This window comes from Bacillus sp. Medicinal_06 (assembly GCF_056711665.1).
The window spans coordinates 14231-38000 of record NZ_JBWYHD010000014.1 but is presented as its reverse complement, the minus strand read 5'-3'; the positions used below and the strand labels follow the sequence as shown (position 1 = coordinate 38000).

The 23770-nt window shown below is 35.3% G+C and carries 19 protein-coding genes and 3 pseudogenes; all 22 read left to right on the top strand.

Annotated features, from left to right (window positions below; all coding sequences use genetic code 11):
• The first annotated feature begins 35 nt into the window (after window positions 1–35).
• Complete coding sequence (locus AC1M36_RS23815) at window positions 36–323, top strand: DUF5592 family protein (protein ID WP_016133029.1); 288 nt, start codon at window positions 36–38, stop codon at window positions 321–323.
• 14 nt (window positions 324–337) lie between these two features.
• Complete coding sequence (locus tag AC1M36_RS23810) at window positions 338–1150, top strand: hypothetical protein (protein WP_336454084.1); 813 nt, start codon at window positions 338–340, stop codon at window positions 1148–1150.
• Window positions 1151–1169: 19 nt separating this feature from the next.
• A complete protein-coding gene (locus tag AC1M36_RS23805) occupies window positions 1170–2747 on the top strand; it encodes a VirB4 family type IV secretion system protein (protein WP_479846259.1) in 1578 nt (525 codons plus the stop codon).
• A gap of 575 nt (window positions 2748–3322) precedes the next feature.
• Window positions 3323–5143 (top strand): reverse transcriptase/maturase family protein, encoded by a 1821-nt coding sequence (locus AC1M36_RS23800; RefSeq protein ID WP_336454113.1) that lies wholly within the window; start codon window positions 3323–3325, stop codon window positions 5141–5143.
• A gap of 111 nt (window positions 5144–5254) precedes the next feature.
• Window positions 5255–5638 (top strand): annotated as a pseudogene (locus AC1M36_RS23795) (VirB4 family type IV secretion system protein); the annotation flags it as partial.
• A gap of 4 nt (window positions 5639–5642) precedes the next feature.
• Window positions 5643–6017, top strand: coding sequence for a lysozyme family protein (locus AC1M36_RS23790; protein WP_336454085.1), 375 nt, complete (start codon window positions 5643–5645; stop codon window positions 6015–6017).
• A gap of 652 nt (window positions 6018–6669) precedes the next feature.
• Window positions 6670–8484 (top strand): group II intron reverse transcriptase/maturase, encoded by a 1815-nt coding sequence (gene ltrA, locus AC1M36_RS23785; RefSeq protein WP_479846258.1) that lies wholly within the window; start codon window positions 6670–6672, stop codon window positions 8482–8484.
• Between the two features lie 90 nt (window positions 8485–8574).
• A pseudogene (locus AC1M36_RS23780) lies at window positions 8575–9369 on the top strand (C40 family peptidase); the annotation flags it as partial.
• Window positions 9370–9396: 27 nt separating this feature from the next.
• A complete protein-coding gene (locus AC1M36_RS23775; protein WP_479846257.1) occupies window positions 9397–9975 on the top strand; it encodes a MerR family transcriptional regulator in 579 nt (192 codons plus the stop codon).
• Between the two features lie 33 nt (window positions 9976–10008).
• Window positions 10009–10905 (top strand): annotated as a pseudogene (locus tag AC1M36_RS23770) (coiled-coil domain-containing protein).
• 259 nt (window positions 10906–11164) lie between these two features.
• Window positions 11165–11425 carry a hypothetical protein gene (locus AC1M36_RS23765; protein WP_479846256.1) on the top strand — a complete coding sequence of 87 codons (261 nt, stop codon included), beginning with the start codon at window positions 11165–11167 and terminating at the stop codon, window positions 11423–11425.
• Entirely contained in the window at window positions 11418–12608 is a 1191-nt protein-coding gene (mobP2, locus tag AC1M36_RS23760; protein WP_479846280.1) for a MobP2 family relaxase, read from the top strand. The genes AC1M36_RS23765 and mobP2 overlap by 8 nt, the downstream gene beginning before the upstream one ends.
• A 3-nt stretch (window positions 12609–12611) precedes the next feature.
• On the top strand, window positions 12612–13049 hold the full coding sequence (locus tag AC1M36_RS23755; protein ID WP_479846255.1) for a hypothetical protein: 438 nt from the start codon (window positions 12612–12614) through the stop codon (window positions 13047–13049).
• Window positions 13050–13091: 42 nt separating this feature from the next.
• On the top strand, window positions 13092–13367 hold the full coding sequence (locus AC1M36_RS23750) for a hypothetical protein (protein ID WP_097850191.1): 276 nt from the start codon (window positions 13092–13094) through the stop codon (window positions 13365–13367).
• A complete protein-coding gene (locus AC1M36_RS23745) occupies window positions 13360–15261 on the top strand; it encodes an ArdC-like ssDNA-binding domain-containing protein (protein WP_479846254.1) in 1902 nt (633 codons plus the stop codon). The genes AC1M36_RS23750 and AC1M36_RS23745 overlap by 8 nt, the downstream gene beginning before the upstream one ends.
• Window positions 15262–15402: 141 nt before the next feature.
• Window positions 15403–15591, top strand: coding sequence for a hypothetical protein (locus AC1M36_RS23740; protein WP_479846253.1), 189 nt, complete (start codon window positions 15403–15405; stop codon window positions 15589–15591).
• Window positions 15592–15737: 146 nt separating this feature from the next.
• Entirely contained in the window at window positions 15738–18395 is a 2658-nt protein-coding gene (locus AC1M36_RS23735; protein WP_479846252.1) for a type IA DNA topoisomerase, read from the top strand.
• 91 nt (window positions 18396–18486) lie between these two features.
• On the top strand, window positions 18487–19479 hold the full coding sequence (locus AC1M36_RS23730; RefSeq protein ID WP_479846251.1) for a DUF3991 domain-containing protein: 993 nt from the start codon (window positions 18487–18489) through the stop codon (window positions 19477–19479).
• A complete protein-coding gene (locus tag AC1M36_RS23725; protein WP_479846250.1) occupies window positions 19472–20134 on the top strand; it encodes a restriction endonuclease in 663 nt (220 codons plus the stop codon). Before AC1M36_RS23730 ends, AC1M36_RS23725 begins: the two co-directional genes overlap by 8 nt.
• Window positions 20135–20563: 429 nt before the next feature.
• Complete coding sequence (locus AC1M36_RS23720; RefSeq protein ID WP_336454103.1) at window positions 20564–20842, top strand: AbrB/MazE/SpoVT family DNA-binding domain-containing protein; 279 nt, start codon at window positions 20564–20566, stop codon at window positions 20840–20842.
• 307 nt (window positions 20843–21149) lie between these two features.
• On the top strand, window positions 21150–22106 hold the full coding sequence (locus tag AC1M36_RS23715; protein WP_479846249.1) for a MerR family transcriptional regulator: 957 nt from the start codon (window positions 21150–21152) through the stop codon (window positions 22104–22106).
• A gap of 99 nt (window positions 22107–22205) precedes the next feature.
• A complete protein-coding gene (locus AC1M36_RS23710; protein WP_479846248.1) occupies window positions 22206–23306 on the top strand; it encodes a C45 family autoproteolytic acyltransferase/hydolase in 1101 nt (366 codons plus the stop codon).
• Window positions 23307–23770: the final 464 nt, after the last annotated feature.

The window sequence follows — 23770 nt, the reverse complement described above, 5'->3', positions numbered from 1 at the left end:
GCTTATTTTTTATGTTCAAAAGGGAGGAAATACAAATGAGAAGTTATCGTATCCCAAAAGAAATTAGCACGGAACTAAGGATTAATAAGGTGTTGTACCTATTAGATTTCTTTTTATTGATTGGATTATTAGTTGTGACAATGATTCTAAGGAATTTTGTACATGATTCTTTACAGCTCCCCTTTTGGCTGTTCATGGGGAGTATCGCAATTCTCATGATTTGGAGACCAGGTACAAACCCTGGGAAGCGAATGTATGAAGTACTACTTATCACATTACTAAGAAGAAAAGGTGTATATTGCGCTATTGATAAGGATCAATAAGGGAGGGGTTATATATGGCACTTTTCAATGAAAAAGAGTTAGAACAACAAGAAATCACAAAGAAAGAGGAACCAAGAATCAAAAAGAAAACATTTCGTTTTAATGAGAGAGAATTAGAGCAGTCATCTCTCTCTAAGCCAAAAGAAATTGTTAAAGTGATTCGGGAAGAAGAAAAAAAGGAAAAGAAGTCAAAAGCAAAACAAAAACAAAAGAAAAAAACAGTATCAGAAAAGCAACCCATACAAAAGAAAAACGCTAAGTTCGTAAGCTTTTTCTCTAGAAAAAAGAAAGAGGCACCACCAAAAGTGAAAAAAAGTATTGCGGAAATTATGCAAGTTGTAGACATGACAGAGGATGGCATTTTTGAACTAAGAAATGAAGAATTCTTAGAGATTTTACAGGTTGAAGGAGAGGATATGTACTCTAAAAATAACGAAGAACAAGCATTTGTTATTTTTTCTCATGCTTATTTCTATCAAGCATATAAACATGCGATTAAACTTGTCTTTTTAAACTTTCCATGCCAAACAACGGAACAACAAAAATATATCAATAAGAAAATTAGAGAATGTGACAATCCCTTATATGAAAGAATCCTAGTTCAAAAGTTAAAAGAACTGAAATTTTTAGAATGGGGAAGAACCAATCGTGAAGCCTTACTTTTCATTTATGGAGACAGTGAATTAATTGTAAAAGAGCGTGTAGATGCAGCAAAACGCTATATAAAACGTTCTACGGAACTATTAGATATTGACGAAGACAAAAAGCTAGAAGTTCTGTTCAAGTTGTTTAATCAAAATGCAAAATTGGGTACCAAAAACATTTAAAAGTGAGGGGGAAGTCATTATGTTTGGACTCAAAAAGAAACCAGCAAAATCAAAAGAGGAAAAGCAAAAAGAATTAAAAATGAAAAAAGGGTATAACCCTTATTTATTAGCGAGAATCCAGCCCCAAGGGGGCGTGGATTTTAAAGATAGTTTTGTCCGAACAGGTGATGGATATGGAACATGTATACATGTATATGACTATCCAACAGAAGTAAATGACTTTTGGTTAGAACAAATTATGAATATGCCAAACGTTATTACAACACTAGATGTAATGAGTGATAACCGAAATGAAGTTGTTCAATCTATAAATAAATCCATGAGTGAACAGAGTGTAAGGCATAGTACAGCAAAAGATAATATAGATCGGATTGATGCACAAAATGAATTTTTAGAGCTGGAAGCTCTCTATAAGGATTTAAAGCAAGGGGAAGTTATGAAACGGATTCACTTACGTATCTATGTATCTTCTAGAACGATAGATGAATTAGAAAAACAAGTGAAAGAAATCATGGAAACATTAGAATCCTACAACTTTAGAGGGGCTGTTTTCTTAAATGAACAAGAATATGAATGGGATGCATTAGTCACGAGCTTTGATGTACAAAAAAACTATGTAAATCGAAGAAAAGGAAAAGAAATTCCGGCTGTCAGTTTAGCTGGTGGGTGTCCATTTCACTTTTCGTATTTGCATGATCCATATGGTACGTATTATGGAACAACTAAAACAAAAGGGAACGTCATCTTCGATATTTTTCATAAAGACAAACAAAGGAAAAGTTACAACGGGGTAATGATCGGAAAGCCTGGTGCTGGAAAATCAACATTACTAAAAAAGAAAGCAGTAGATAATGCAAGTAAAGGACATTTTATTCGCATTTTTGATGTGGTAGAAGAATTTACAGATACAGTAAATGAATTAGGTGGAAAAACGATTGCATTAGATGGTTCGCAAGGACAAATTAACCCACTTCAAGTATATAAGACGGCTGAAAGTGAAGAGGTTAGTTTCATTCAGCATTTATCTAAATTGACAACTTTTTATCGTTTTATTGCACCTGAAGCGAAAGATGATGAGATTAAAGAGTATGAAAACTTACTTAGAAAATTATATATCCGTATGGGTTTGTGGGATGAGAAAAAGGGAAATAAAAATGAAATTACAACAAAAAAACCAAAGGAGTATCCAATATTTACAGACTATTTAAAGTACGTTCGTGATGAATTGTATGAAGACTTTTCATCGAAAAAACATCATGAAAACTTAGGTGAGAGTAGAAAACATCGCTTGGAATTAATTGAATTAAATATCGTAAATTTAGTGGAAGCATATGCACAATTATTTAATGGTCATTCTTCCATTGAGGACTTTAAAAAGGAACAAGTTGTATCCTTTTCCTTACGGAATATTTCAAGCTTTAAACCAGAAGTGTTCCAGGCGCAAATATTTAATGTATTAAATCTACTTTGGGATGAAATGATTTCAAATGGCGCACCTCAATTAAAAGCGTTTAATAAAAAACAAATTGACTTTGAAGATGTTGTTCGCTATTTCATTATTATTGACGAAGCACATCATATCATAGTGCGCCCGTAAGGGACTTATACGATTGCCTGAATAAGGCTAGAGAAGACGACTCTCTATTGTCAACCACCTTATCCTAAGGGGAAACCCAAGGGGGAGTGTAGCATGGTGTGTAAAGGCACAAGTCAGGTAAACCATACATCCTGCGACTGAGTGTCGAGACGAAAAGATTGAGAAAGAATAAAGCTGGATTGCCTGAACCCCAGTGCAAGGAGAGTAATGGTGTTCCATTACCTATTATGGTTAAGAGGTAATGTTGATAGGGTTAGCGTATTTAATGATTGCGTCTAACAAAAGTGCAGAGTATTTGGTTATTGCTCTGCATGTCGTCCAATATATCAATCCACGCTCAATATAGAGTGAACGCACGAACGGGGGTTCCTAACTCAATCGCAAGTATCGGTAAGTTGCTAAACGGGGATTACCTAAGTCGGAAAGCCTGAATAAGGCTATGGTACAACTGGTATCTGAATATCCGATATGGTAACGGAGTTCTCGTAGTAGTCTGAGCTAGGGAAAGTCTAGTACATGGCGAAGGGGAACAGTTTATCCTATCTAAAAAATAAAGGAAGGTTATGGTGGATGCCATGAGAAGACCTGAATTGATTTTAGACGTCCTAAGTAAAAAAGCCAGAAACAAGGATTATGTATTTGAAGGCTTATACAAGAATCTCTATAATCCTGACTTCTTCCTAAAAGCATATGGAAATATCTATGCAAAAGAAGGGAACATGACAGAGGGTACTGACGGCAAGACTATAGACGGCTTTAATCTCGAACTTGTTGAAAAGTTAATCGAATCGCTCAAAAAGGAATCTTACAAACCTAAACCTGCAAGAAGAAAATATATTCCTAAGAAAGATGGTAAGCAAAGACCGTTAGGGATACCATCTTTTAATGATAAATTAGTCCAAGAAGTTGTGAGACAAATCTTAGGAAGTATCTATGAAGTACGCTTCTTAGACTCGTCACATGGTTTCAGACCTAAGAGAAGCTGCCATACTGCTTTGATGGCAGTAAAGGGAAAATGCTCAGGTGTGAAATGGTGGATAGAAGGAGATATTAAAGGCTTCTTCGACAATATCAATCATCAAACATTGATAAATTTACTAAGAAGGACAATAAAGGATGAAAAATTTATCAATCTAATATGGAAATTCTTAAAAGCAGGGTACATGGAGGATTGGGTATTCAATAAAACTTATAGTGGAACACCTCAAGGAGGGATTGTAAGCCCAATACTAGCCAACATATATCTCCACGAATTAGACTCTTTCATGGAGATATTGAAATTCAGCTTCAACAAAGGCAAAAGAAGGCGAAACAATCCCGAATACAGCAGCCTAAATAATAAGGTTTGGAACCGTAACAAAAAAATACGGGAACAAAAATTGAGCGAAGAAGAAATAAAACAAGTTGAAAAAGAAATTAAAGAACTGTCAATGGCAAGAGAAAAAATATCGTCAGAGGATCCAATGGATGAAAACTTTAAACGATTGCAATATATACGATACGCAGATGATTTCGTTGTTGCAGTTATAGGAACAAAAGAAGAAGCTAAGGAAATTAGAGATAAAATCGCCAGATTTTTAGATAATACTTTGCAATTGGAACTTTCAATGGAAAAGACTCTTATAACCCATGCGAAATCAAAGCGAATGTCTTTTCTAGGATATGAAGTTAGTGTAGGAGGGAACAAAAAAGTCACTTCTTCAAGTGGAATTACACGAAGAAGTCTTAGTGGCATTCCTATGCTACATCTACCGCATGAAAAGATGAGAGACTTTTTATTTAATAAAAAGTACATGGTAGAAAAAAACGGAAACTGGAAAGCTACCCATCGCAAGGATTTGATAGGGAATGATAATTTAGAAATTATAGCGACCTGCAATGCGGAAATAAGAGGATTCTACGAGTACTATAAATTGGCGGTAGATGTGAGAAAGCTAGATGGTGCATATCACATTATGAAAACGAGTTGTGCCATGACACTAGCCAACAAATACAAAACTTCTTGTCACAAGATTTATAGAAAGTTTAGCCAAAAGGGAATCTTTGGAGTCTCTTACGAGACAAAAAAAGGAACAAAATTTCGTCCCTTCTACAATGAGGGTTTTAAAACAATTAAAACTCCTACATTAAAAAGCATAAGATTATTTGACTACGAAATAGATTCTAAGCCCAACGAAATGGAATATAAAGGACGCACTTCTCTAGAAGAAAGGTTACTTGCAGACAAATGCGAGTACTGCGGAAAAGAGGAACCATGCGAAGTTCATCATGTGAGGAAATTAAAAGACCTCAAAGGTAAGAAAAAATGGGAAGAATTTATGATAGCTAGGAGACGAAAAACATTAGTTCTTTGTAAAGATTGCCATGTTAAACTTCACGCTGGCAAAATGGATTAGGGCGAATCTAGGATAAATGGCGAGCCGTATACTCTGAGAGGAGTACGTACGGTTCCGAGAGGAGTTCTTGAAAACCTACTTCTGCGAAGAAGGAAAGGCGTCGGGTTCTTACTCTACAATACAAAAAAAGAAAGTGCTCATGCACTACGATTTTTAATTAAGTTTAGCCGGGAAGACCGAAAATATTTCGCAGGTCTTTTATATGCGAGTCATAGTATTCGAGATTTTGTACCGGATGGATCGTCACAAGAAATGGTAGATGAAATTAAAGTATTATTCGAGCTTACACAATACAAATTTATTATGCAGCAAGATAACAACAGCTTAGATATGTTACGAAGAGTATTTGCAGGACAGCTAAGTGAAAGTGAAATTGCAGCCATTCCACATTTACCAACTGGTGATGTCATTCTCAGTATCGGGGCTGTAAAAAATATTCACTTCCACGTAGAAGTAACGGACGAAGAATTGATGTTATTTGGTGGAGGTGCTTAATACCATGCATATTGTTTTAAAGTTAATACCGAAAAAATGGCTTATCACTTTAGGGTTACTTGTGGTGGGTCTTTTTGCACTTCTTTTAATGGGAGTCATGAGTATTTTTATAACCGCAATGGGGAGTGATAGTGGTACGGAAAGCGGTGAGATTACGTACACAGGTGAAGGGCAAGTGATGAATGTTTCACCTGAAGTTTTGAAATGGGAACCAACAATAAGAAAGTACGCAAAAGAGTTTGGAGTGGAGGCTTTTGTTCCCTTAATGTTAGCTCAAATGATGCAAGAGAGTGGTGGGCGTGGCAATGATCCTATGCAATCATCTGGTGCGACACGTTTCTCTATAAGTACGCAAGTACGAAATGAGAGTGTTGCTTAATTAAAAAGCAATAACAACTAATATATCGAGAATTGGAATGAAAGCCTTCATGTTGAGCTGAAACAATTCCATTAATACTCCTACATGCATGAGGAATTAGTAGATGAGTCATGTATGAAGCTAGGTGAAGTCGCCTGAACCGGCCTAAGTGACTATTTCCAGTCATATGGCTTGGGATAGGGCGGATGGCTGAAAAGATAACTATGGTGAGAATGTCCAAATAGATGGACTGACGAATTTGCGAATGTACGGGTCTAAAATTGCACTATATTGAAAGATATAGCATACGACAGTATGGTGAAATACCGAAAAGTAAATATCTGATGGGTTGAAATTCGGAGTAGAAAACAATGATTCTACAATTTCACAGGCTCATAGTAAACACCTAAGGTTATCATGGATAGCTAGATATATTGGAACGTGGTAAACAAGAAACAGCCAAATCAAACAGCTACTACTGGGCAGGTGGATATAAGGTGAATCCGAAATTCCTTTATTCTTGTGAAAGTAGGGGCACAGTACCGATGAAGCGGTGATAACAAGTCGTGGAGGGATAGCCCCAAGTCTAATTTTTACATGTTTTGATTTGTAGAAAAATGAAGTTCAACGGTCTGGTATGAATGTGGGCAAAACACCAAGGAGGTGTCCACAGTTGAACGCAACAATGAGATATTGGGAATATTACAACATGCAAGAAACGTTTGATAAGTTATATGAAGACAGCCAAGCTGGAAAATCATTTCACGGATTATATGAAAAGATAATTTCAGAAGCTAATATTCTACTAGCTTATCGAGCCATTAAATCGAATAAAGGTTCAAAAACAGCAGGCACAGATTCATTTACAATTGATAATTACAAGCCAATGGATAAAACAACCTTTTTAAATATGGTTCGTAATCATCTGAATCAATACAAGCCTAAAGCTGTAAAAAGAGTATTCATTCCCAAACCAAATGGTGACAAAAGACCTTTAGGAATTCCAACCATGTTTGACCGACTCATTCAACAAATGATTCGGCAAATATTAGAACCGATTTGTGAAGCAAAGTTCTATGAACATAGCTATGGATTTCGACCTTTAAGAGGTACACGACATGCTATTTCAAGAGTGATGTATCTAATTAGCCGAAACACCTTTCATTACGCTGTCGACATTGATATCAAAGGGTTCTTTGACAATGTGAATCATACGTTGTTATTAAAACAACTATGGAATATGGGAATTAAAGATAAAAGAGTGCTTAAGCTGATTTATTTGATTCTAAAAGCGCCGATAAAAGGCGAAGGAATTCCGCAAAAAGGCACACCACAAGGAGGAATACTCTCGCCGCTACTATCAAACGTGGTTTTGAATGACTTAGACCAATGGATAGCACGACAATGGCATCATTTTCAATCTGACTATGAATACACAGAGCCTGCCAATCGAAGTCGTGCGCTGAAAAGAACAAAGTTAAAGCAAGGATACATTGTGCGTTATGCTGATGATTTTAAAATCATGGCAAAAGATTTCCGAACAGCGCAAAAATGGTTTATCGCTACAAAATTGTACCTAAGAGACCGATTAAAACTTGATATTTCAAAAGAAAAATCAAGAATCATCAACCTTAGAAAAAATAAATCTGAATTTCTTGGGTATTCATTATATGTCGTCCCTAAAAGGAACAAATGGGTCTGTAATTCCAGAATTTCAGAGAAAAAGAAGAAACAAATAAAATCTGAAATAAGAAGGCGAATTAAAGCCATTCAGCGATCAACAACTCGGAAAAATGTACAATTGTATAATTCTTATGTTCTAGGTCTGCGTAACTACTTTAGATATGCAACACATATAAACATTGATATGAAAAAACTCGCATTCAATGTATCCTTAAATATTTTCAATCGTTTAAAAAATATCGGGAAGTATGGATTACCTATTAATGCACCACCAATATACAAGAAATTCTTCAAAAATAATTATCGAACATTCAATGTTTGTGGAATCTACCTATACCCATTATCAGATATCCAAACGGCAACTATTTGGAATTACACCCAAAGCCAAACTCCTTATTCTAAAGAAGGTAGGCGTATTGCCAATCATAAAGAACTAGATAGAGGTGTATTGAGTGAGATAACTAAATTGCTTACTGTAGATATCATGGATAGAAGCCTAGAATATTTTGATAATCGTATATCAAGATACTCTATGGTAATGGGGAAATGTGAGATATTAAAAGAATTTTTAATGGCAAGTGAAGTGCAATGCCATCATTATGTTCCATTAGAATTAGGAGGAACAGATGAATATAAAAACCTGAGAATTATCCGAAATGATATTCATAGGTTAATCCATGCGATTGAAAGAAAAACGATTGAGAAATATTTAAAAGGACTACTTTTGACTGATGAACAGCTCAAAAGAATAAACCAATATCGAAGAGCTTGTAATTTAGGAGAAATCAAACATGTAATAAATTAGATGGAACGCCGTATGAGGTGAAAGTCTCACGTACGGTGTGGTGCGGGGGAAAAGTTGGAGATAACTTCAAAGACTTACCTATCGCAATAGGGTGCTTACAATACGAAATATTGTAAAAAACCGAACTGTATTACCGATCCAGATTATTCGATTTGGGCTGGTGTACAGGAATTTAAACACGCTATTGAACGAGCTGGGGTAACGGGATCAGGTGATATGGATCGCATTAAAACCGCACTTCAAGCTTACAATTTTGGGACAGGATTTTTTGATTTTATTGCCGCAAATGGAGGTAAGTTTACCAAGGAACTAGCGATTAAATTTTCGCAACAACAATATCAAAAAGTGAAGCATACCGGGATGTACCGATGTGTAAGACCAGAGATGGTACCATTCCAGGCATGTTATGGCGACGCGCTCTACACAGATGCAGTACTAAAGTACTATCAGCCGGGTTCTGTAGTGGCTGGTGCCTCAGGAAGTGGAGGTTCAAGTGGCTCAAAAGTTGCGGATGTTGGTCGCCAATGGATTGGAAGAAGCACGTATGTTTTTGGTGGAGGACGAACACAATCTGAGATTGATAGAGGGATATTTGATTGTAGTAGTTTTGTGCATTGGGCGTTTAAACAAGTCGGGATGGATCTAGGTACTTTAGGTTACGTAAGTACCGAAACGTTAAATAAAATTGGTACAAAAGTTTCTCCCAATGATATGAAGCCGGGTGATGTCATTTTCTTTGATACGTACAAACATGATGGTCATGTCGGGATTGTAGTTGATAAAGATCACTTTATTGGTTCCCAAACGAATAAAGGAGTTTCCATTGAAGATTTAACTGATGTGTATTGGCAACGAGTATTTTCTGGTCATGTAAGACGATTCTAAAAATCGGAAGAATAGGAGACTTTTAGTATGAAAGATAAAAGAAAAGTGTTGTTTATTGTTCTTGCCATTATCGTTGTTGGCGTGACAGTTTTTAATATCTACTTGAGTAAAAAATCAATGAGTGATGGGAAAGAAAAACAGCTCAAACTTTCCAATGAATTGTTAACAAAACAGAATGAAGATTTAAAAAAACGATTAGATAAGGTGCTTCCTTCGGCACAAGAACAACAAAGAAGGGAGTATTTATCGACAGCGGAATCGTTTATTCAATTATCCTTTCACCGAGAAAAGGAAGGCTATAGTGAGCGAAAAGAAAAAGCAAAATCCATCATGAGTGAAGAGCTTTTACAACAATTTTATCCTACAGACAAATACGAATTAGGAGATACGTATAAAACAAAACCCACTGAAATGAAGTTCTACTTACAAGCAAATGAACCAGATCAAAAAGAGGTGCATGTGTTGGCGGAATTTATAAATGTGACAACAGATTCCTCACAAAATCGTGAAGAAAAAGTAAATAATGTGTTGCGAATTATTATGAAAAAAGAAAAAGAAACGTGGCAAGTGACCAATGTAGAAGAACTCAATATGAAAGTTTTATAACGAAAAAATAACGAAAAATGGTGAGGTGAAAATATGTTAGGTGCAATTCATAAGAGGAGTGAAAGAATCAATTTAAGAAGGAATAAGTCATGGGTGTATATGGCAATTATCAGCTTTTTATTTCTCGGTTTTTTTGCCTTTTTAACATCTAAATTCTATATGCCGAATGATGAAAAGTTATTTCATACAGCAACAGATAAAGTTATTAAACTACCGGGTATGGGGAAGTTAGTAGTGGAAAAACGGGAGTACAATCCACATAAAAATTTCATGGAAATTCGGTTTCGATTAGAAAATTATGAAGAAACCGGCTATACATTTCAAGCGCAAGAGAAATCAAATCCAGGTGCAAAATTACCTGTCAAAGTGTTGTATGAAGAGAATGGACACTATGTAGTTGAAGTACAAAAATTATCTCCAAATTGGGGAGCTGTAGCGTTAGATATTTACAATAAAAACGGTGAAAAAGAAAAAATGGACATACGGAAATTTACAAAAGATCCTTCAGAATATGAAGAGGAACAGACAGATAAAGATACGCCTAGCAAACTAGCATACACCATTTTTACTGACTAAAGAAAAACAAAAGCAAATGATGAATTATTGGCAAAAGATAAGCGAGAATATGAGAAAGATTTTATAGAAAGAGATAAAAAAGATTGGAAAGAAAAGATCGCAAATTACGGAAAAGCAATCAAGTTAGAAGAAGAAAATGTGAAACAAGTAGATCAAAAAGTGAAAGAACTAAAAGAGGAAATGAAGTATCAAACGGAAGCGGAAAAGATGGAAACACAATCTAAGATTTCAGCTTTAGAATCGAAAATAAAAGAGTCTGAAAAGAATATAGAGCTTTTTAAAACGGAACAAAAAAATGCACAAGATAAGATCAAAAAATTGGAGCAAAAGGTACAAGAAATTCATAAAAACTGAAAAAAGTCTTAGGGACATGATGGAGACATGGGAGAAAAATAAGGGGACACGGTAGGGACATTTCGAAAAAATAACGGGACGTGATGGAGACATTAACAAGAAACAAGGGGACATTAACGGGACATTCAACGACTTTCCTTGTTCCCATCGTTTTGCTAGGCTCCGCCTAGCTTCACACCCTCGGTGGGAACAAAAACCCCTTATGCTCTTCTCACTATTTTTTGTTCTCTATCCGAATTTGCAGAAAGGAGAGGGAAAAGTGGAAATAAGAATTAGAGAAGTAGATCCAAGTGCCGTAAAGAAAATAGATGAAATGGCAAAGAGAAAAGGATTATCAAGGCAGAAGTTTTTAAAAGGGCAAATTGAAATGATTGCATTTTTTCAGCAACAAAATAAAAGAGAAATGGAGTTAGAAAATCTTATTCAAAAAAACATTCATGTGATGAATGATTGTTATAACGAGATGCAAAGAATGAATGCGTTTATACAAATGATGATGCGGGATGATGAAAATGACTAATGCGGCTCCTGTTTCATCTTCAGTAACGCCTGGTGTTGTGTTAAAAACAAAATTTGTTTTACCAAATTCCGATGCCTTTCAAAACTATATTGAATACGTTGATCGGGAAGAAGCAAAAAGCGAAGTGAAGCTCAATCAAAAAATGTTTGAACTGTATCAAGAATACATGGGGAATCCAGAAAAGACTTCATCTCTTTTTACGGAATACTCAAGCCGATTAACAGAAAGTGAAAAAAAATCCTTAAAGGAAATGTTCAAAACCGCTCATGAAAATGGAAGCATTATGTGGCAAGATGTGATCTCTTTTCATAATCCTTGGCTCGAAGAACAAGGCATATATGATGCGAAAACCAAAACCTTGGATGAAAAAAAGTTAATGGATGTCACACGGCTTGCGATGAAGGAAATGCAAAAACGGGAGGGGATAGAAAAAAGCTCTATCTGGTCGGCAGCCATACATTTCAACACGGATAATATCCATATTCATGTCGCAACAGTTGAACCTTTTCCAACAAGAGAAAGGGGCAAAAGAAAACCAAAAACATTGGATGCGATGAAAGGAAAAGTCGTAAATAACCTATTAGATCGGAAACGAGAACAGAAGCAAATCAATGACTTAATTCGAAACAATATGGTAGCTGGTAAAAAAGAAGATTCTACTTTTAATTGGCGAAATGGTCATTTAAAACCACTGTTTCTTCAAATCTATAAACAGTTACCACAGGATAAAAGACAGTGGCAATATGGATACAATACGATTCAGCCATTAAAGCCTCAAATAGATGAATTAAGTAGAAGATATATTCAGCAACATCATAAAAAGGATTATGAACAGTTCCTTCAAAAATTAGATAAGGAAGTGCAAGTTTTTAAGAAAGCATATGGAGAAGGAAAGCAAGATAAGAAGTTATATGAAAACTATAAAACAAATAAAATCAATGACCTTTACAAAAGAATGGGGAACGCTTTTTTACAAGAAATGAAGGCATATGATAAAGAACAAAAACGAATTCAACATATGAAAAAATCAAAGCCGTATCAGAAATTTAAACAAAGTGTTTCCATTCAATACTCTATGAAGAAAATGGAACGTGCTTTTAAAAGTGAATATGAAAGTTGGAAGAACCAAAAGTATTATGAACGAATGCAAAGAGAAAATGCATATGAAAATGAGAGGTGCTAAATTATGGCGAATGAAAAAATAAGAATGAAATTATCATTAAGTGAAAATGTTCATCATTATATTCAAGAGTATATGGAAGAACATAATATTACACATCCAGGCGATGCTATATCAAAAATTTGCATGGAACACCAAGCAGCAAAAAGTACAGAATGGTCGTTAAATTATGTGACTGAAGTTGTTTCTAAACATCTTCATGACATATTAAAAAGTGAGTTAACCAAAATTCGTCTCGGAGCAAATAGTGCGGATAGGAATACACAAATATTAATTGAATTAATGAATGGATTGTTTTTTCATCAAGGCATACAAAATATCATTTCTACAGAAGTAGATGAGATGGATGGTGTAAAAACAGCAAAAGAAGTAGTAGAGAAACGAATCAATCATTTAAGACAAAAACGTTTAGATCATGAAGCGAAAAAGAACAATGTAACTTAAACTACATTGTTCTTTTTTATAAAAAAATAGGAGGCTGGTTAGATGTTATTATTTCGTGAAGATATCGCATTAGGTGTTATTAAGGCAATTGGAGAAGGAGAATTAATCTTACTTGTAAAGGATGAAGAGTTAACCATTCCGATTACAAGGGAGCAAGAAAAAGAACTTGCGGTGCATGTCATGAATCAAGAAAATATGTTGGTTCCGGTCAATGTAAAAACACATGAACTGTTCTTCGATACAAACGAAAGATGGAATGAAGAAGATATGGAGGAGTTACAAGGAGCAAGTGAAGGAGTAGAAGAAGATCATGAGTAAAAGTTATAAGAAAAAGTATCAAACGAAATCACCAGAAGAAAAGAAAGCAGCAGTGCAAGCTTTAACAAAAAAGATGGAAAAAAGCATAGAAGGGTATTTTCGTTCACCAGAAGATTTAAAAGAATATTTGTCGTTTATGGGGAAGTTTTATCACTATTCACCATCTAATATTTCACTAATACAGAGTCAGTTTGAAGGAGCCAGAGCCGTTGGTTCCTTTTCTTTTTGGAAAGAAAAAGGCTTCTCTGTTCAAAAGGGTGAGAAAGGGATTCAGATCCTCGTTCCGAACCGGACAACAGCAAAATTCAAAGATAAGGAAGGCACCTGGAAAGCTGTTACTAAGGCAAGTGAAGAAGAGAAGAAACAAATTGAATCTAAAAGTTTAGAAGTGAAACCGGGTCGTTTATATTTTTCAATCGGGCATGTATTTGATGTCTCCCAGACGAACGCAAAAGCGGAAGATCTACCTCGCATTTTTCCGAATCGATGGTTAGAAGGAAGCGTAGAAGATTATAAGAGTTTGTACAGAGGAATGCAAGCTATTGCGGATAAAAACGGTGTGAAAATTATTGAGCCAAAAGAAGAATTTGGGGTTGCAAAAGGGGTGAGTTACACCTTAACAAAAGAGGTTGCCTTGAATCCAAGAAACAGTGAATTACAGAATGTCAAAACACTTCTCCATGAATTAGCGCATGCAAAACTTCACACAGCAGAAACACATATGAACTACACGGCACCAGAAAAAGAGTTTCAAGCAGAGATGACGGCTTATACGGTTTCTTCCTATTTCGGAATTGAAACAAGCGAATATTCCCTCGGTTACCTGGCTAATTGGACACAAGGAAAAGAGATGAAAGATAAAACCCAGTTGCTAAAAGAGGTGCATGAAACCTCCATTGAGTTTATTGAAACAATAGAAAATACGTTGGAGAAAGAAAAGGAACAAATACAAGAAAAAGAGGTGGAAAGTATGGTAAATGAAAAAGAAAATAACTCTTTGGACAGAAACGTAGAAACAAAAAACCCCCTCATTACTTTAGAGGCTTTGGGGAATTTAAATTATCTCGAAGTTGCCAGATTACATGTAATGGATAATGAAACAAAAGATATTTATTCATTGCCCATTGTAAATCAAGACAAACGAAATCATGATGATCTTCGCTTTAATCTAACAAATTGTGAAGGTAGAGAAGAAAGATACCATGTACATGAATTATTGAAGCAGGGATTCTATGAACAAGTACAACAATCTATATTTCAAAACAAGGGAAATACATCTTTTGTCATTCATGAAGCAAATGCCGGGTTGGATTTAAATGAACTTGTAAAGGATGTCCGATATGGTGCATGGCTGGAAAAAGACGAAAAACAAAACAGCCCATCGTATAGTGAAAAAGAGATGGTATTGTATAAAGAAATGAAGAAGGAAGGATATACACCTATCGCTTCTCTAGATAAGCAAGTGCAGTCTTCAGAAGAGAAGGAACCATCTACATTAGATAAAGATTTAAGTCGGAAATATGAAGCGTACAGACGGTCACAATATGAAGAAACACCAGATGATATTGATAGCATTGTCACTCGTGTAAAGGCTGAAGAACGGTATTATACAACGAAATATGTCTCTATCGATAATGAGCTGGTAAGCCAAGAACATGTAACCAAATTAGAAAGCCAAGTAGATGAGAAATTAGGGAAAGAAGGAATTACATTCAATCAATCCACTACTTCAAGTGAAATGGATTTGGATAAGAAATATCAGCCGTTGAACGAAAAGCAAAACCTTAAAGAAAAGGAGAAGGAGCCAGAACCTGTATCGGTAGGTTATGTGGTGCAGCAAAAGCCTACAAAGAAGCCAAGTAAGAAAAAAGAAGCAATGGAAATGGAACGATAAACAATTATATAGGATCACAAGCAATCATTTTTTGTTACTCAATTGAGGAAGCGAAAAGTGTTTTTTTATGAGCAAAATTGCGAAAGAGGGCAATGTATGATGCCCTCTTTCCTGTTTATAGAGAGAAAGGGGCGAAAGAAGATGGGGAATATTGTAGAAATCGTGGACATTGATTATAAAGGCGTATGGGCTGAAAAGGATGGGGCAAAGGAGCTTATTTTTATTCCTTTAGCGAAAAATGAAATTCAAGCTATACGTGACATGTTGTCAGAACAAAAACAATTGTATGTGTTCCTACAAAGAGATTTAGAATGGAAGGTCATGTCATGAATGTATGGCTATTTGCAGGCTGTATGTTCCTGGTGTCGGTCTTTTTAAATCTTTTGGTGTTATTCGGTATTCGAATTGTTAAAAAGCTAAGAATCAAGAGATGGAAGCGTAAAAATGAATTTGCAGATTAATAGGGGGTTTCAATTATGGGAAAAACATTATTTATTGCGGAAAAACCGAAGGTAGCGGTTGAATTATTAAAGTCATCTAGATTTAGAAATTCGAAAAAACACCCTGGAAGCAAGCCGTATTATGGCTACTATGAAAATGAAAATTACATTATTAGCTGGTGTCGTGGTCACTTATTGGAGTTGAAGCATCCTGAAGAGATGGATGAAAGGTACAAGGAGTTTCAATTTGAGCACTTGCCTATTATTTTGGAGCCGGAATACAAAGTGAAATCAGATAGCGTTGAACAAATTCAAACTCTAGTGAAGTTATTAAACCGTTCCGATGTAGATCATGTGGTGAACGCCTGTGATGCGGATCGTGAGGGTGAATTAATTTATAGAGAAATATATGAATATGCAGGCGTGAAGAAACGAGAATCACGCCTTTTTATTTCTTCTTATGAAGCCACAGAATTAGAGGGAGCGTTGAATCGATTAGAACCAGGAATAGATTATGAGGGATTGGCACAAGCAGCCAAAGCAAGGCAGTACTTAGACTATATTCTCGGTATTAATATTACCAGAGGATGTACTTCAAAATTTGCAAGAAATCAATTCTTGTTGGCTTCTGGTCGAGTTCAAATGTGTATTTTAAATGAGATCCTTCAAAGGGAACTTGCCATTCAAAATTATAAAGAACAAACCTACTATAATCTGAAATTGTTAACGGAAAATGGTTTATCACCAGTGATGAAAACGGAAGATCAATTGATAGATCCATCTCCTTTACAGAAGCTTGGAGAGGGTTTGAAAGATACAAGTCTTGTTGTAACGGAATTTAAAGAGAGCACAAGAAAGAAGAAACCAAAATTGTTATATAACCTAACAGATATCTACAAGGATGCTCATGCCAAGCTAAAAGTGAATGCAGAAACAGCGAAAAAGCATATTCAAACGCTGTATGAAGAAGGCTTTATTACGTATCCTCGTTCATCTTCTCGGCATTTACCTACAGAACAGGTAGAACGAGTAAAAGAAGTCATGGGTGCGTTAGAAAATAGCTCCTACGTATGTTTGATGCAACAAATAGATTCCCCTTCTATAACGCAAAGGCATACGACTTTTAATGATGAGCTTGTAAGTAGTCATTTTGCCATTATCCCAACAACAAAATGCTATGTCGGGACCGACCGAAATCCATTGGAAAATCAACTATATGACATGATTGTAAAAAGATTTATCGGGAATTTTATGAAGCCAGCAATCTACCTAGTACGAGAGGCACATTTTACAGACCAAGAGGGGAATATTTACAGCACAAAAGAGAAGATCCTACAAGAGAAAGGGTTTCTAAGTGTTTTCCAAGAGGATATAGAAGAGGGATCAGTTGAGGCGTTTCAGATCCCAGTTTTACAAGAAGGAGATTCTTTCAGAATCGTTCATTATGATTTGGTTGAGTCCAGGACAAAAAAGCCAGCATTTCATACGGAAAGTTCCATTTTAACCTTTATGGAAACAGCTGGACGGAAACTAGACGATGAACATTTGAAAGAACTCATGAAAGGGAAACGGATTGGAACGGTTGCAACAGAAGAAACCTTTATTCCAAAGCTTTTAGAGCGAAGCTATATCTCTATTACAAACAGTCAAATTCGAACAACTAATATTGGTCGTGCGTTTATAGATGCTTTTCCGGTGGAGGAAATTAAAAATCCAGCTTATACGGCTGAAATGGAAGGGATGATCTACATGATTGAAAAGAAAGAGATGAATTATGATGAGTTTGTAGAGAAAACAAATACGTTTGTAAAAGGTGCAGTTGAGCAATTAGGAGCAATGGATGAGAAAGTATCAGATGACATTATAAGTACTTGGAATCAACAAATTGAGGTATGTAAGTGTTCTTGTAGAAAAGGGATGATTCTTCATAAAGGTAATTTTTACGGGTGCAGTAATTATCCAGAATGTGAGGTCTCTTTACCGAAGACGATTAAGGGAAAAGTGATTCCAGAAGCACAAGTAAAGAAGCTGTTTGAAACTAAGAAAACGGATCTCATAAAGGGCTTTAAATCAAATGAGAAAGAGTTTACCGCCTACCTGGTACTTCATGAAGGCCAAATTAAATTCCAGTTCCCAACACAAGAGGAACTGTCATTTGGAAAATGTCCAAAGTGTAAGAAAGGTGAAATGCTTCATCGTAATACATTCTATGGATGCACAGAGCATAAAAATGGCTGTGATTTCATGTTACCAGCAAAAATAAAAGGAAAAGCCATTCCTGGTACGCAAATGAAGAAGCTGCTTCAATATAAAACAACAGACTTTATAAATGGATTTCAAGGAGAAAAAGGAGAATTTACGGTAGCTATTATCATGGATGAGAATTTTGCTCTTAAATTTCGATTCCCAACAACAGAAGATCGCACGATAGGCAAATGCCCACTATGTAAGGGAAGGGTGCTTATAGGCAAGAGTAACTATCTTTGTGAGCATTACAAAAAGGGATGTGATTTTATTATTTTTGGTACATTTTCCGGTAAAAATTTAAGCAGTAACCATGTGAAAAAACTGTTAGAAAAGAATGTGACAGATCAGATCAAAGGGTTTGTATCAAACAAAAGCGGTAAAAAATTTGATGCTCGTTTATCGTACAGTGTACAAGAAAAGCGACTTAAATTCTTATTTGGTAAATAACCATGAACGGAATACTTGTGTGAAAAGAGGACTATAAACGGAATAGTCCTCTTTTTTATTTCATTTTATAGAATAAAGGGGGGATTCCGTAATGGCACATGTCAGTACGGAGGATTCAATGAAGGCAAGAAATGTAGACTTGATTTCGTATCTGGAAGCCAAGGGAGAAAAGTTTAAGAAAGAAGGGAACTATTATCGTCATACAGAACATGACAGTCTTATTATTAAAGGGAATCAGTATGCCTGGAATAGCCGAGGTGAAAAGGGGTATGGAGCAATTAGCTTTGCGATGATGTACTATGAAATGACATTTCCACAAGCTGTAATGGATATCAATAAGGGCGATTATAAAGAGTTTGATCGTTCAAAAGCGGAAGAAGAACGTAAAAAAGGACAGCAGCCTTTTATTTATCCCAAGAACCTAGAAGTAAAGAAGCAAACAGAAATCAAAGAGTACTTAATTGGCGAAAGGAAAATAGATCCTCGTCTGGTAAATTGGCTGATTAAAAAGGATCTCATTGCCCAGGATAAACGAAATAATGTCGTGTTCAAATGGAGAGAAGAAGGTGGTAAGGGAAAGATAATCGGAATGAATCGCCAAGGTACTGTCAAAATGGAGAATAAACGAGGGAGTTTTAAACAAATTGTCCCGAATTACGAAAGGATTCATACAGGTTTTACAGTTGATGTAGGAAAACCGGATAAGATCTATTTTTATGAGGATCCCATTGATATGTTATCGCATTGGAGTATCAAGCAAAATCAAATACAAAATGCTCGCCTCGTATCTATGCATGGATTAAAACCAAAAACCGTCACTCAATCTTTAATTGATGCAAAAAAGGAAGGACATGATATCAAAGAGGTCATCATGGCGGTTGATAATGATAAAGGTGGGAAAGAGTTTATTCAAACGATGAAGTGTTTAGTAGATCTAAAAGAAGAAATCCCGACACATGAGAAAGATTGGAACGATGTCCGAAAAAAACAGGTTTCCCAACAAAATCTGCAATCAAAAGAATCAGTTCAACCAAAACAGCCAAAGAAATTGAATCCAGTCAGAGAGGTGGAACGAAGTGTCTAATTTACCAGCTATGCCCGACATACTACACATTTTGATTTGTGGTTTTATCCTTTATGTTCTATTTCATATTTGTAAATTTGTGTATCGGAAGATCCAGGAGCGAAGAGTACTGAAGCGAATGGCAAAGTCAGGTATTCACTATATAGATAGAATGGATGGTCACCAGTTTGAAGTGTATTTAAAAGCTCTCTTTCGAGAACTTGGATATCGTCCAGAAGTCACAAAACAATCCAATGATTTTGGAGCGGATCTTGTATTGAAAGGAAAAAATCGCATTGTCATCCAAGCCAAACGATATGGCATGAAAAATCGAGTTGGCATTCGTGCTGTACAGGAGATTTATGCAGCACAAGCTTATTACAAGGCTCAGGAAGCGTGGGTTGTTACGAACAGCGTATATACAAAACAAGCGAAAGAATTAGCGGAAATGTGTCATGTAAAATTAATAGATCGTGTGGGACTTCAAAAATTGATAAATAAAGTCAATCCAGAACATTCGGCTGAAGATGTATATCAAGATGTAAATCCGGCAGAACGAAAATGTCCGGTCTGTAAACATCAATTAGTTGCTCGAAATTCAAATCATACGGGAAATAAGTTTTTTGGATGTTCCCAATATCCGAAATGTACACATACAGAACCCATTCATAATTAAGCTGTGATGAAAATCCAGCTCAATTTCTAATTTTAGGAATTTATTATCAAAAATAGATCCTCTTTATAAAAAACGACCTTTCAGATTTGATTGTATAGTGTTTTTGTTAGTTTGATAAAGTAATATGTCTTGAATGGAATGAAATGCATTATAGTGCCTATTAAAGGCTTTAAAAGTGATTTGATGATTTTAGGAGGAAATAGAAAAGGCTAGTCGTTATTTGTTAGGTGGATAAATTTTAAAAAGAAAGGGGCATGTGAATGGAAGATAGGTTTATTTCCTTTAAGCAAAAATGTAAAAACATCTTGTTTCTGGTCGTAAGTTTTTGGATCATAATGTTTTTCATGTACGGAGAAATCCTGTTACAATAAAAAAATGGCATAGGGTATGAGAAATATAGAGCTATAGAATATATTAGGGAGAGATTTCATGAAATCAACAGGAGTAACTCGAAAATTAGATAATTTAGGACGTATCGTTATACCAATGGAGTTAAGACGCACGCTGGAAATTGAAGATAAGGCACCATTAGAGATTTATGTAGAAGATGAAAAGATTATCTTGAAAAAATATGAAGCTAATGGTGCTTGTGCAATAACAGGTGAAGTATCTGATAAAAATATTGCTTTAGCAGACGGAAAGATTACGCTAAGCCCGACAGGTGCAGAGCTTATAATAGAGGAATTACAGAAGAATCTTGTAAAATAATTGGCTCCTTTCAGAGGAGCTTTTTCAAGATGCATACAAATAATTTCACGTACCATAATTATTAACAAACAAAATAAAAATTTTCACCAAGGGATTCTTGCCCTCTTCTGAAGTCAATGGACTAATATATGTCTATATTCTCGTTTTGACAGTAATAGGAGTTTGGAAAAATACACCTAAATGTTGACGTACAATAAAGTTGTTTAATTTACAATAAAATCGTTTAAAACATAATAAAGTTGTTAAAAAAGTCAGTCATGTTATTCCATTGAAATCCTATTTCATCGAAAATCAAGAAGAATCTCAAGTGGAAAGTCGAATTGTCAGATTGATTTATTTTTGGTTTATAATAGGTTTTATTGGAGCGGGTTTTTTAGAAATAAATGTCGGTTGGAAAAGAGGCTTTGCTATGTATACCATCGGAAGATTTTCAAATCTGTGCGATGTACCTGTGAAAACAATTCGTTACTATAGTGACATTGGTTTACTCGAACCTTCTTATGTGGATCCTGAGACGAGCTATCGTTACTATGACTACGATAAGATGAAAGAGCTAAAGACTATCCTCGTGCTTAAAGACTGCCAGTTTTCGTTAAACGAAATTGAACAGGTTTTAAAGAGTAAAGATATGAAAGATCTGGATGTAAGATTAAAGAAAAAAACAGAAGAGTTAAAGTATGAACAAGAACAAATTATCAAGCAAATTAACAACATCCAGCTAATAAAGAAGTTCATAAAGAATGATAAAGCATTCATTCCTGAGCCAATTCTGTCAAGTTGTTACATAGAGGAGCGAAAAGATATACAGGTTGTGTCTATTCGCAAAACAATAAACATGGTTGAAATGGACACACTCGTTAAAATGTTGTTTGAAAGGATATATGCATATCAGTTTAGTATGGATGGGGAGCTACTAGCTATTTTTCATCAAAAAGACTGGAGACAAAAGAAAGCAGATGTTGAATTACTTTTACCCGTAAAAGTCGATAAAAACGAGGAGTACCTTACGATATTGACTGGTGGATTGTATGCATGTGTCGATGTAAAAGGACCTTATTCAGAACTTCACCATGGTTACAATCGTTTAAAGGCATGGGTGGCAGAACAATCACTTCATGTTGAAGGAATGTATATGGAACAGTACATAAAGGGACTCATCCCATCCAAAGTGGTGAATCCAATAAATATTAAACCGAACAATGAGATACATCCAAATGATTTTTTGACAAAAGTGTTTGTAAAGGTAACAACGCAGAATAATTGAATAAAGAATTGAGGTTAACTCTCCAGTTACTGGAGAGTTTATTCTGTTTATAGCAAGGTATATAGGTCCTGCTATTAAATGCAGAATGGGGAGCTTGAAATGAATACACATACAGGGAAATTTACTTATCTTAAAGGAAGTTCGTATGCAATTGGAAAACAACAAGCATTAGAATACTATGAGAGTGCACACGCTAAGGAAATTTTTTTTAGGGAACAATCTGATTCTGACAAAGCATATCTAGAAATGAGATCTCAAATCGAGGAGTTTTGCCCAGGATTAAATGAGGAATTGGAGGGTTTTGCGGAAGGATTTGGTTATAAACCAAACCAATTAAAGTTTTATAACGATGCCTGGTTAATACCTGGAGGGTGTAGTCTAGGTGCAATTTTGCCAAAGAAAACGGCCGATGGTAAAACATATTTAATACGAAACTACGACCTCTCCCCTGATATTTCGGACATGCGCCTTTGTACAACTAAAGTAGATGGAAGATACACACATACGGGCTTTTCTGTTTCTACATTTGGTCGAAGTGAAGGATTAAATGAAAAAGGTCTATGTGTAGCGTTTGCTTCGTGTGGCATGCCAATAGGTAAATATCCAGGTATGAGAGAACCCGTAGTCACTGGGTTGCAGTTTATGGTGGTTGTTAGAACTATACTAGAGACGTGTAAAAATATTGAAGAAGCCGTCTATGCTGTGAAAAACATGCCTGTAGGAACAAATATGAATTTACTTTTAGCGGATGCAAATGGTCAGGCGGCTTTAGTTGGAACATATGAAGGAGTTAAAGTAGTTAAAAAAGCAGAACTACACTATTTAATTGCCACAAATCATGGGCTATTTCCTGAAATTGAAAATCTTGAACCAGGCAAGCTAGAACAATCTCAACTACGATATAATATTTTAGAGAATAAATTTAGTGACAAAGGTAAAAGAACTGCTTATGAAATGAAAGAACTTCTTTCAACTGAGTTTCCAAAAGGGGTATCCATTCATAATTACAAAGAAAACTTTGGAACGGTTCATTCAATTTTATTTAATCTTACTGATTGCCAACTTGAATTTTCTTTTGGTTCTCCTTTACAGAATAAATTATATAAAATAAACGTTGGTCATAATTTTTCAAAAACACGAGTTCCTGTTGAATTTAGGAATAAGAACTATGGACCAGATTTTTGGAGAATATTAAGATAATAAATATAAAATTATAGATAGTGTTTAAAGTGAAGTGCTGTATCTTGTTGCTAAAGGCAGTTTTAGTTCGATATGCCCTAAGTTAAGTACTAGCTAATACAAGTATGTACTTATTCAAGAAAAGGGCGCAATTGCGGAAGAACACTTACTTCTTAAATGACTTTATTGTTGTTTGTTTTGAGAAAAATAATATTCAATGAAAAAAATTAAATAATTATTTTAAAACACCGTTCTATTTCCGAACGGTGTTTTATGTATTTAGATTATTAAGATTAAACAACTTTATTGCCATTTAACACTAAAAAGTTCAAAAAAATTTTATGCCCCCATGAAAAAAATAATTGGTCTGAAGGTGTCGTTTACAATTGTACCATGTCTGATAATCAAGCGGCTTAAATCAAAAAAATGAAACCCATTAGGGTTTATTTCGTATGCAAATCTTTAAATTCCCTACACGTAGCCTT

Bases quoted from the DNA above. Each gene is read 5' to 3' on its own strand.
- AC1M36_RS23815 (WP_016133029.1), top strand. From the start codon at position 36: ATGAGAAGTTATCGTATCCCAAAAGAAATTAGCACGGAACTAAGGATT.
- AC1M36_RS23810 (WP_336454084.1), top strand. From the start codon at position 338: ATGGCACTTTTCAATGAAAAAGAGTTAGAACAACAAGAAATCACAAAG.
- AC1M36_RS23805 (WP_479846259.1), top strand. From the start codon at position 1,170: ATGTTTGGACTCAAAAAGAAACCAGCAAAATCAAAAGAGGAAAAGCAA.
- AC1M36_RS23800 (WP_336454113.1), top strand. From the start codon at position 3,323: ATGAGAAGACCTGAATTGATTTTAGACGTCCTAAGTAAAAAAGCCAGA.
- AC1M36_RS23790 (WP_336454085.1), top strand. From the start codon at position 5,643: ATGCATATTGTTTTAAAGTTAATACCGAAAAAATGGCTTATCACTTTA.
- AC1M36_RS23775 (WP_479846257.1), top strand. From the start codon at position 9,397: ATGAAAGATAAAAGAAAAGTGTTGTTTATTGTTCTTGCCATTATCGTT.
- mobP2 (WP_479846280.1), top strand. From the start codon at position 11,418: ATGACTAATGCGGCTCCTGTTTCATCTTCAGTAACGCCTGGTGTTGTG.
- AC1M36_RS23755 (WP_479846255.1), top strand. From the start codon at position 12,612: ATGGCGAATGAAAAAATAAGAATGAAATTATCATTAAGTGAAAATGTT.
- AC1M36_RS23750 (WP_097850191.1), top strand. From the start codon at position 13,092: ATGTTATTATTTCGTGAAGATATCGCATTAGGTGTTATTAAGGCAATT.
- AC1M36_RS23745 (WP_479846254.1), top strand. From the start codon at position 13,360: ATGAGTAAAAGTTATAAGAAAAAGTATCAAACGAAATCACCAGAAGAA.
- AC1M36_RS23740 (WP_479846253.1), top strand. From the start codon at position 15,403: ATGGGGAATATTGTAGAAATCGTGGACATTGATTATAAAGGCGTATGG.
- AC1M36_RS23735 (WP_479846252.1), top strand. From the start codon at position 15,738: ATGGGAAAAACATTATTTATTGCGGAAAAACCGAAGGTAGCGGTTGAA.
- AC1M36_RS23730 (WP_479846251.1), top strand. From the start codon at position 18,487: ATGGCACATGTCAGTACGGAGGATTCAATGAAGGCAAGAAATGTAGAC.
- AC1M36_RS23720 (WP_336454103.1), top strand. From the start codon at position 20,564: ATGAAATCAACAGGAGTAACTCGAAAATTAGATAATTTAGGACGTATC.
- AC1M36_RS23710 (WP_479846248.1), top strand. From the start codon at position 22,206: ATGAATACACATACAGGGAAATTTACTTATCTTAAAGGAAGTTCGTAT.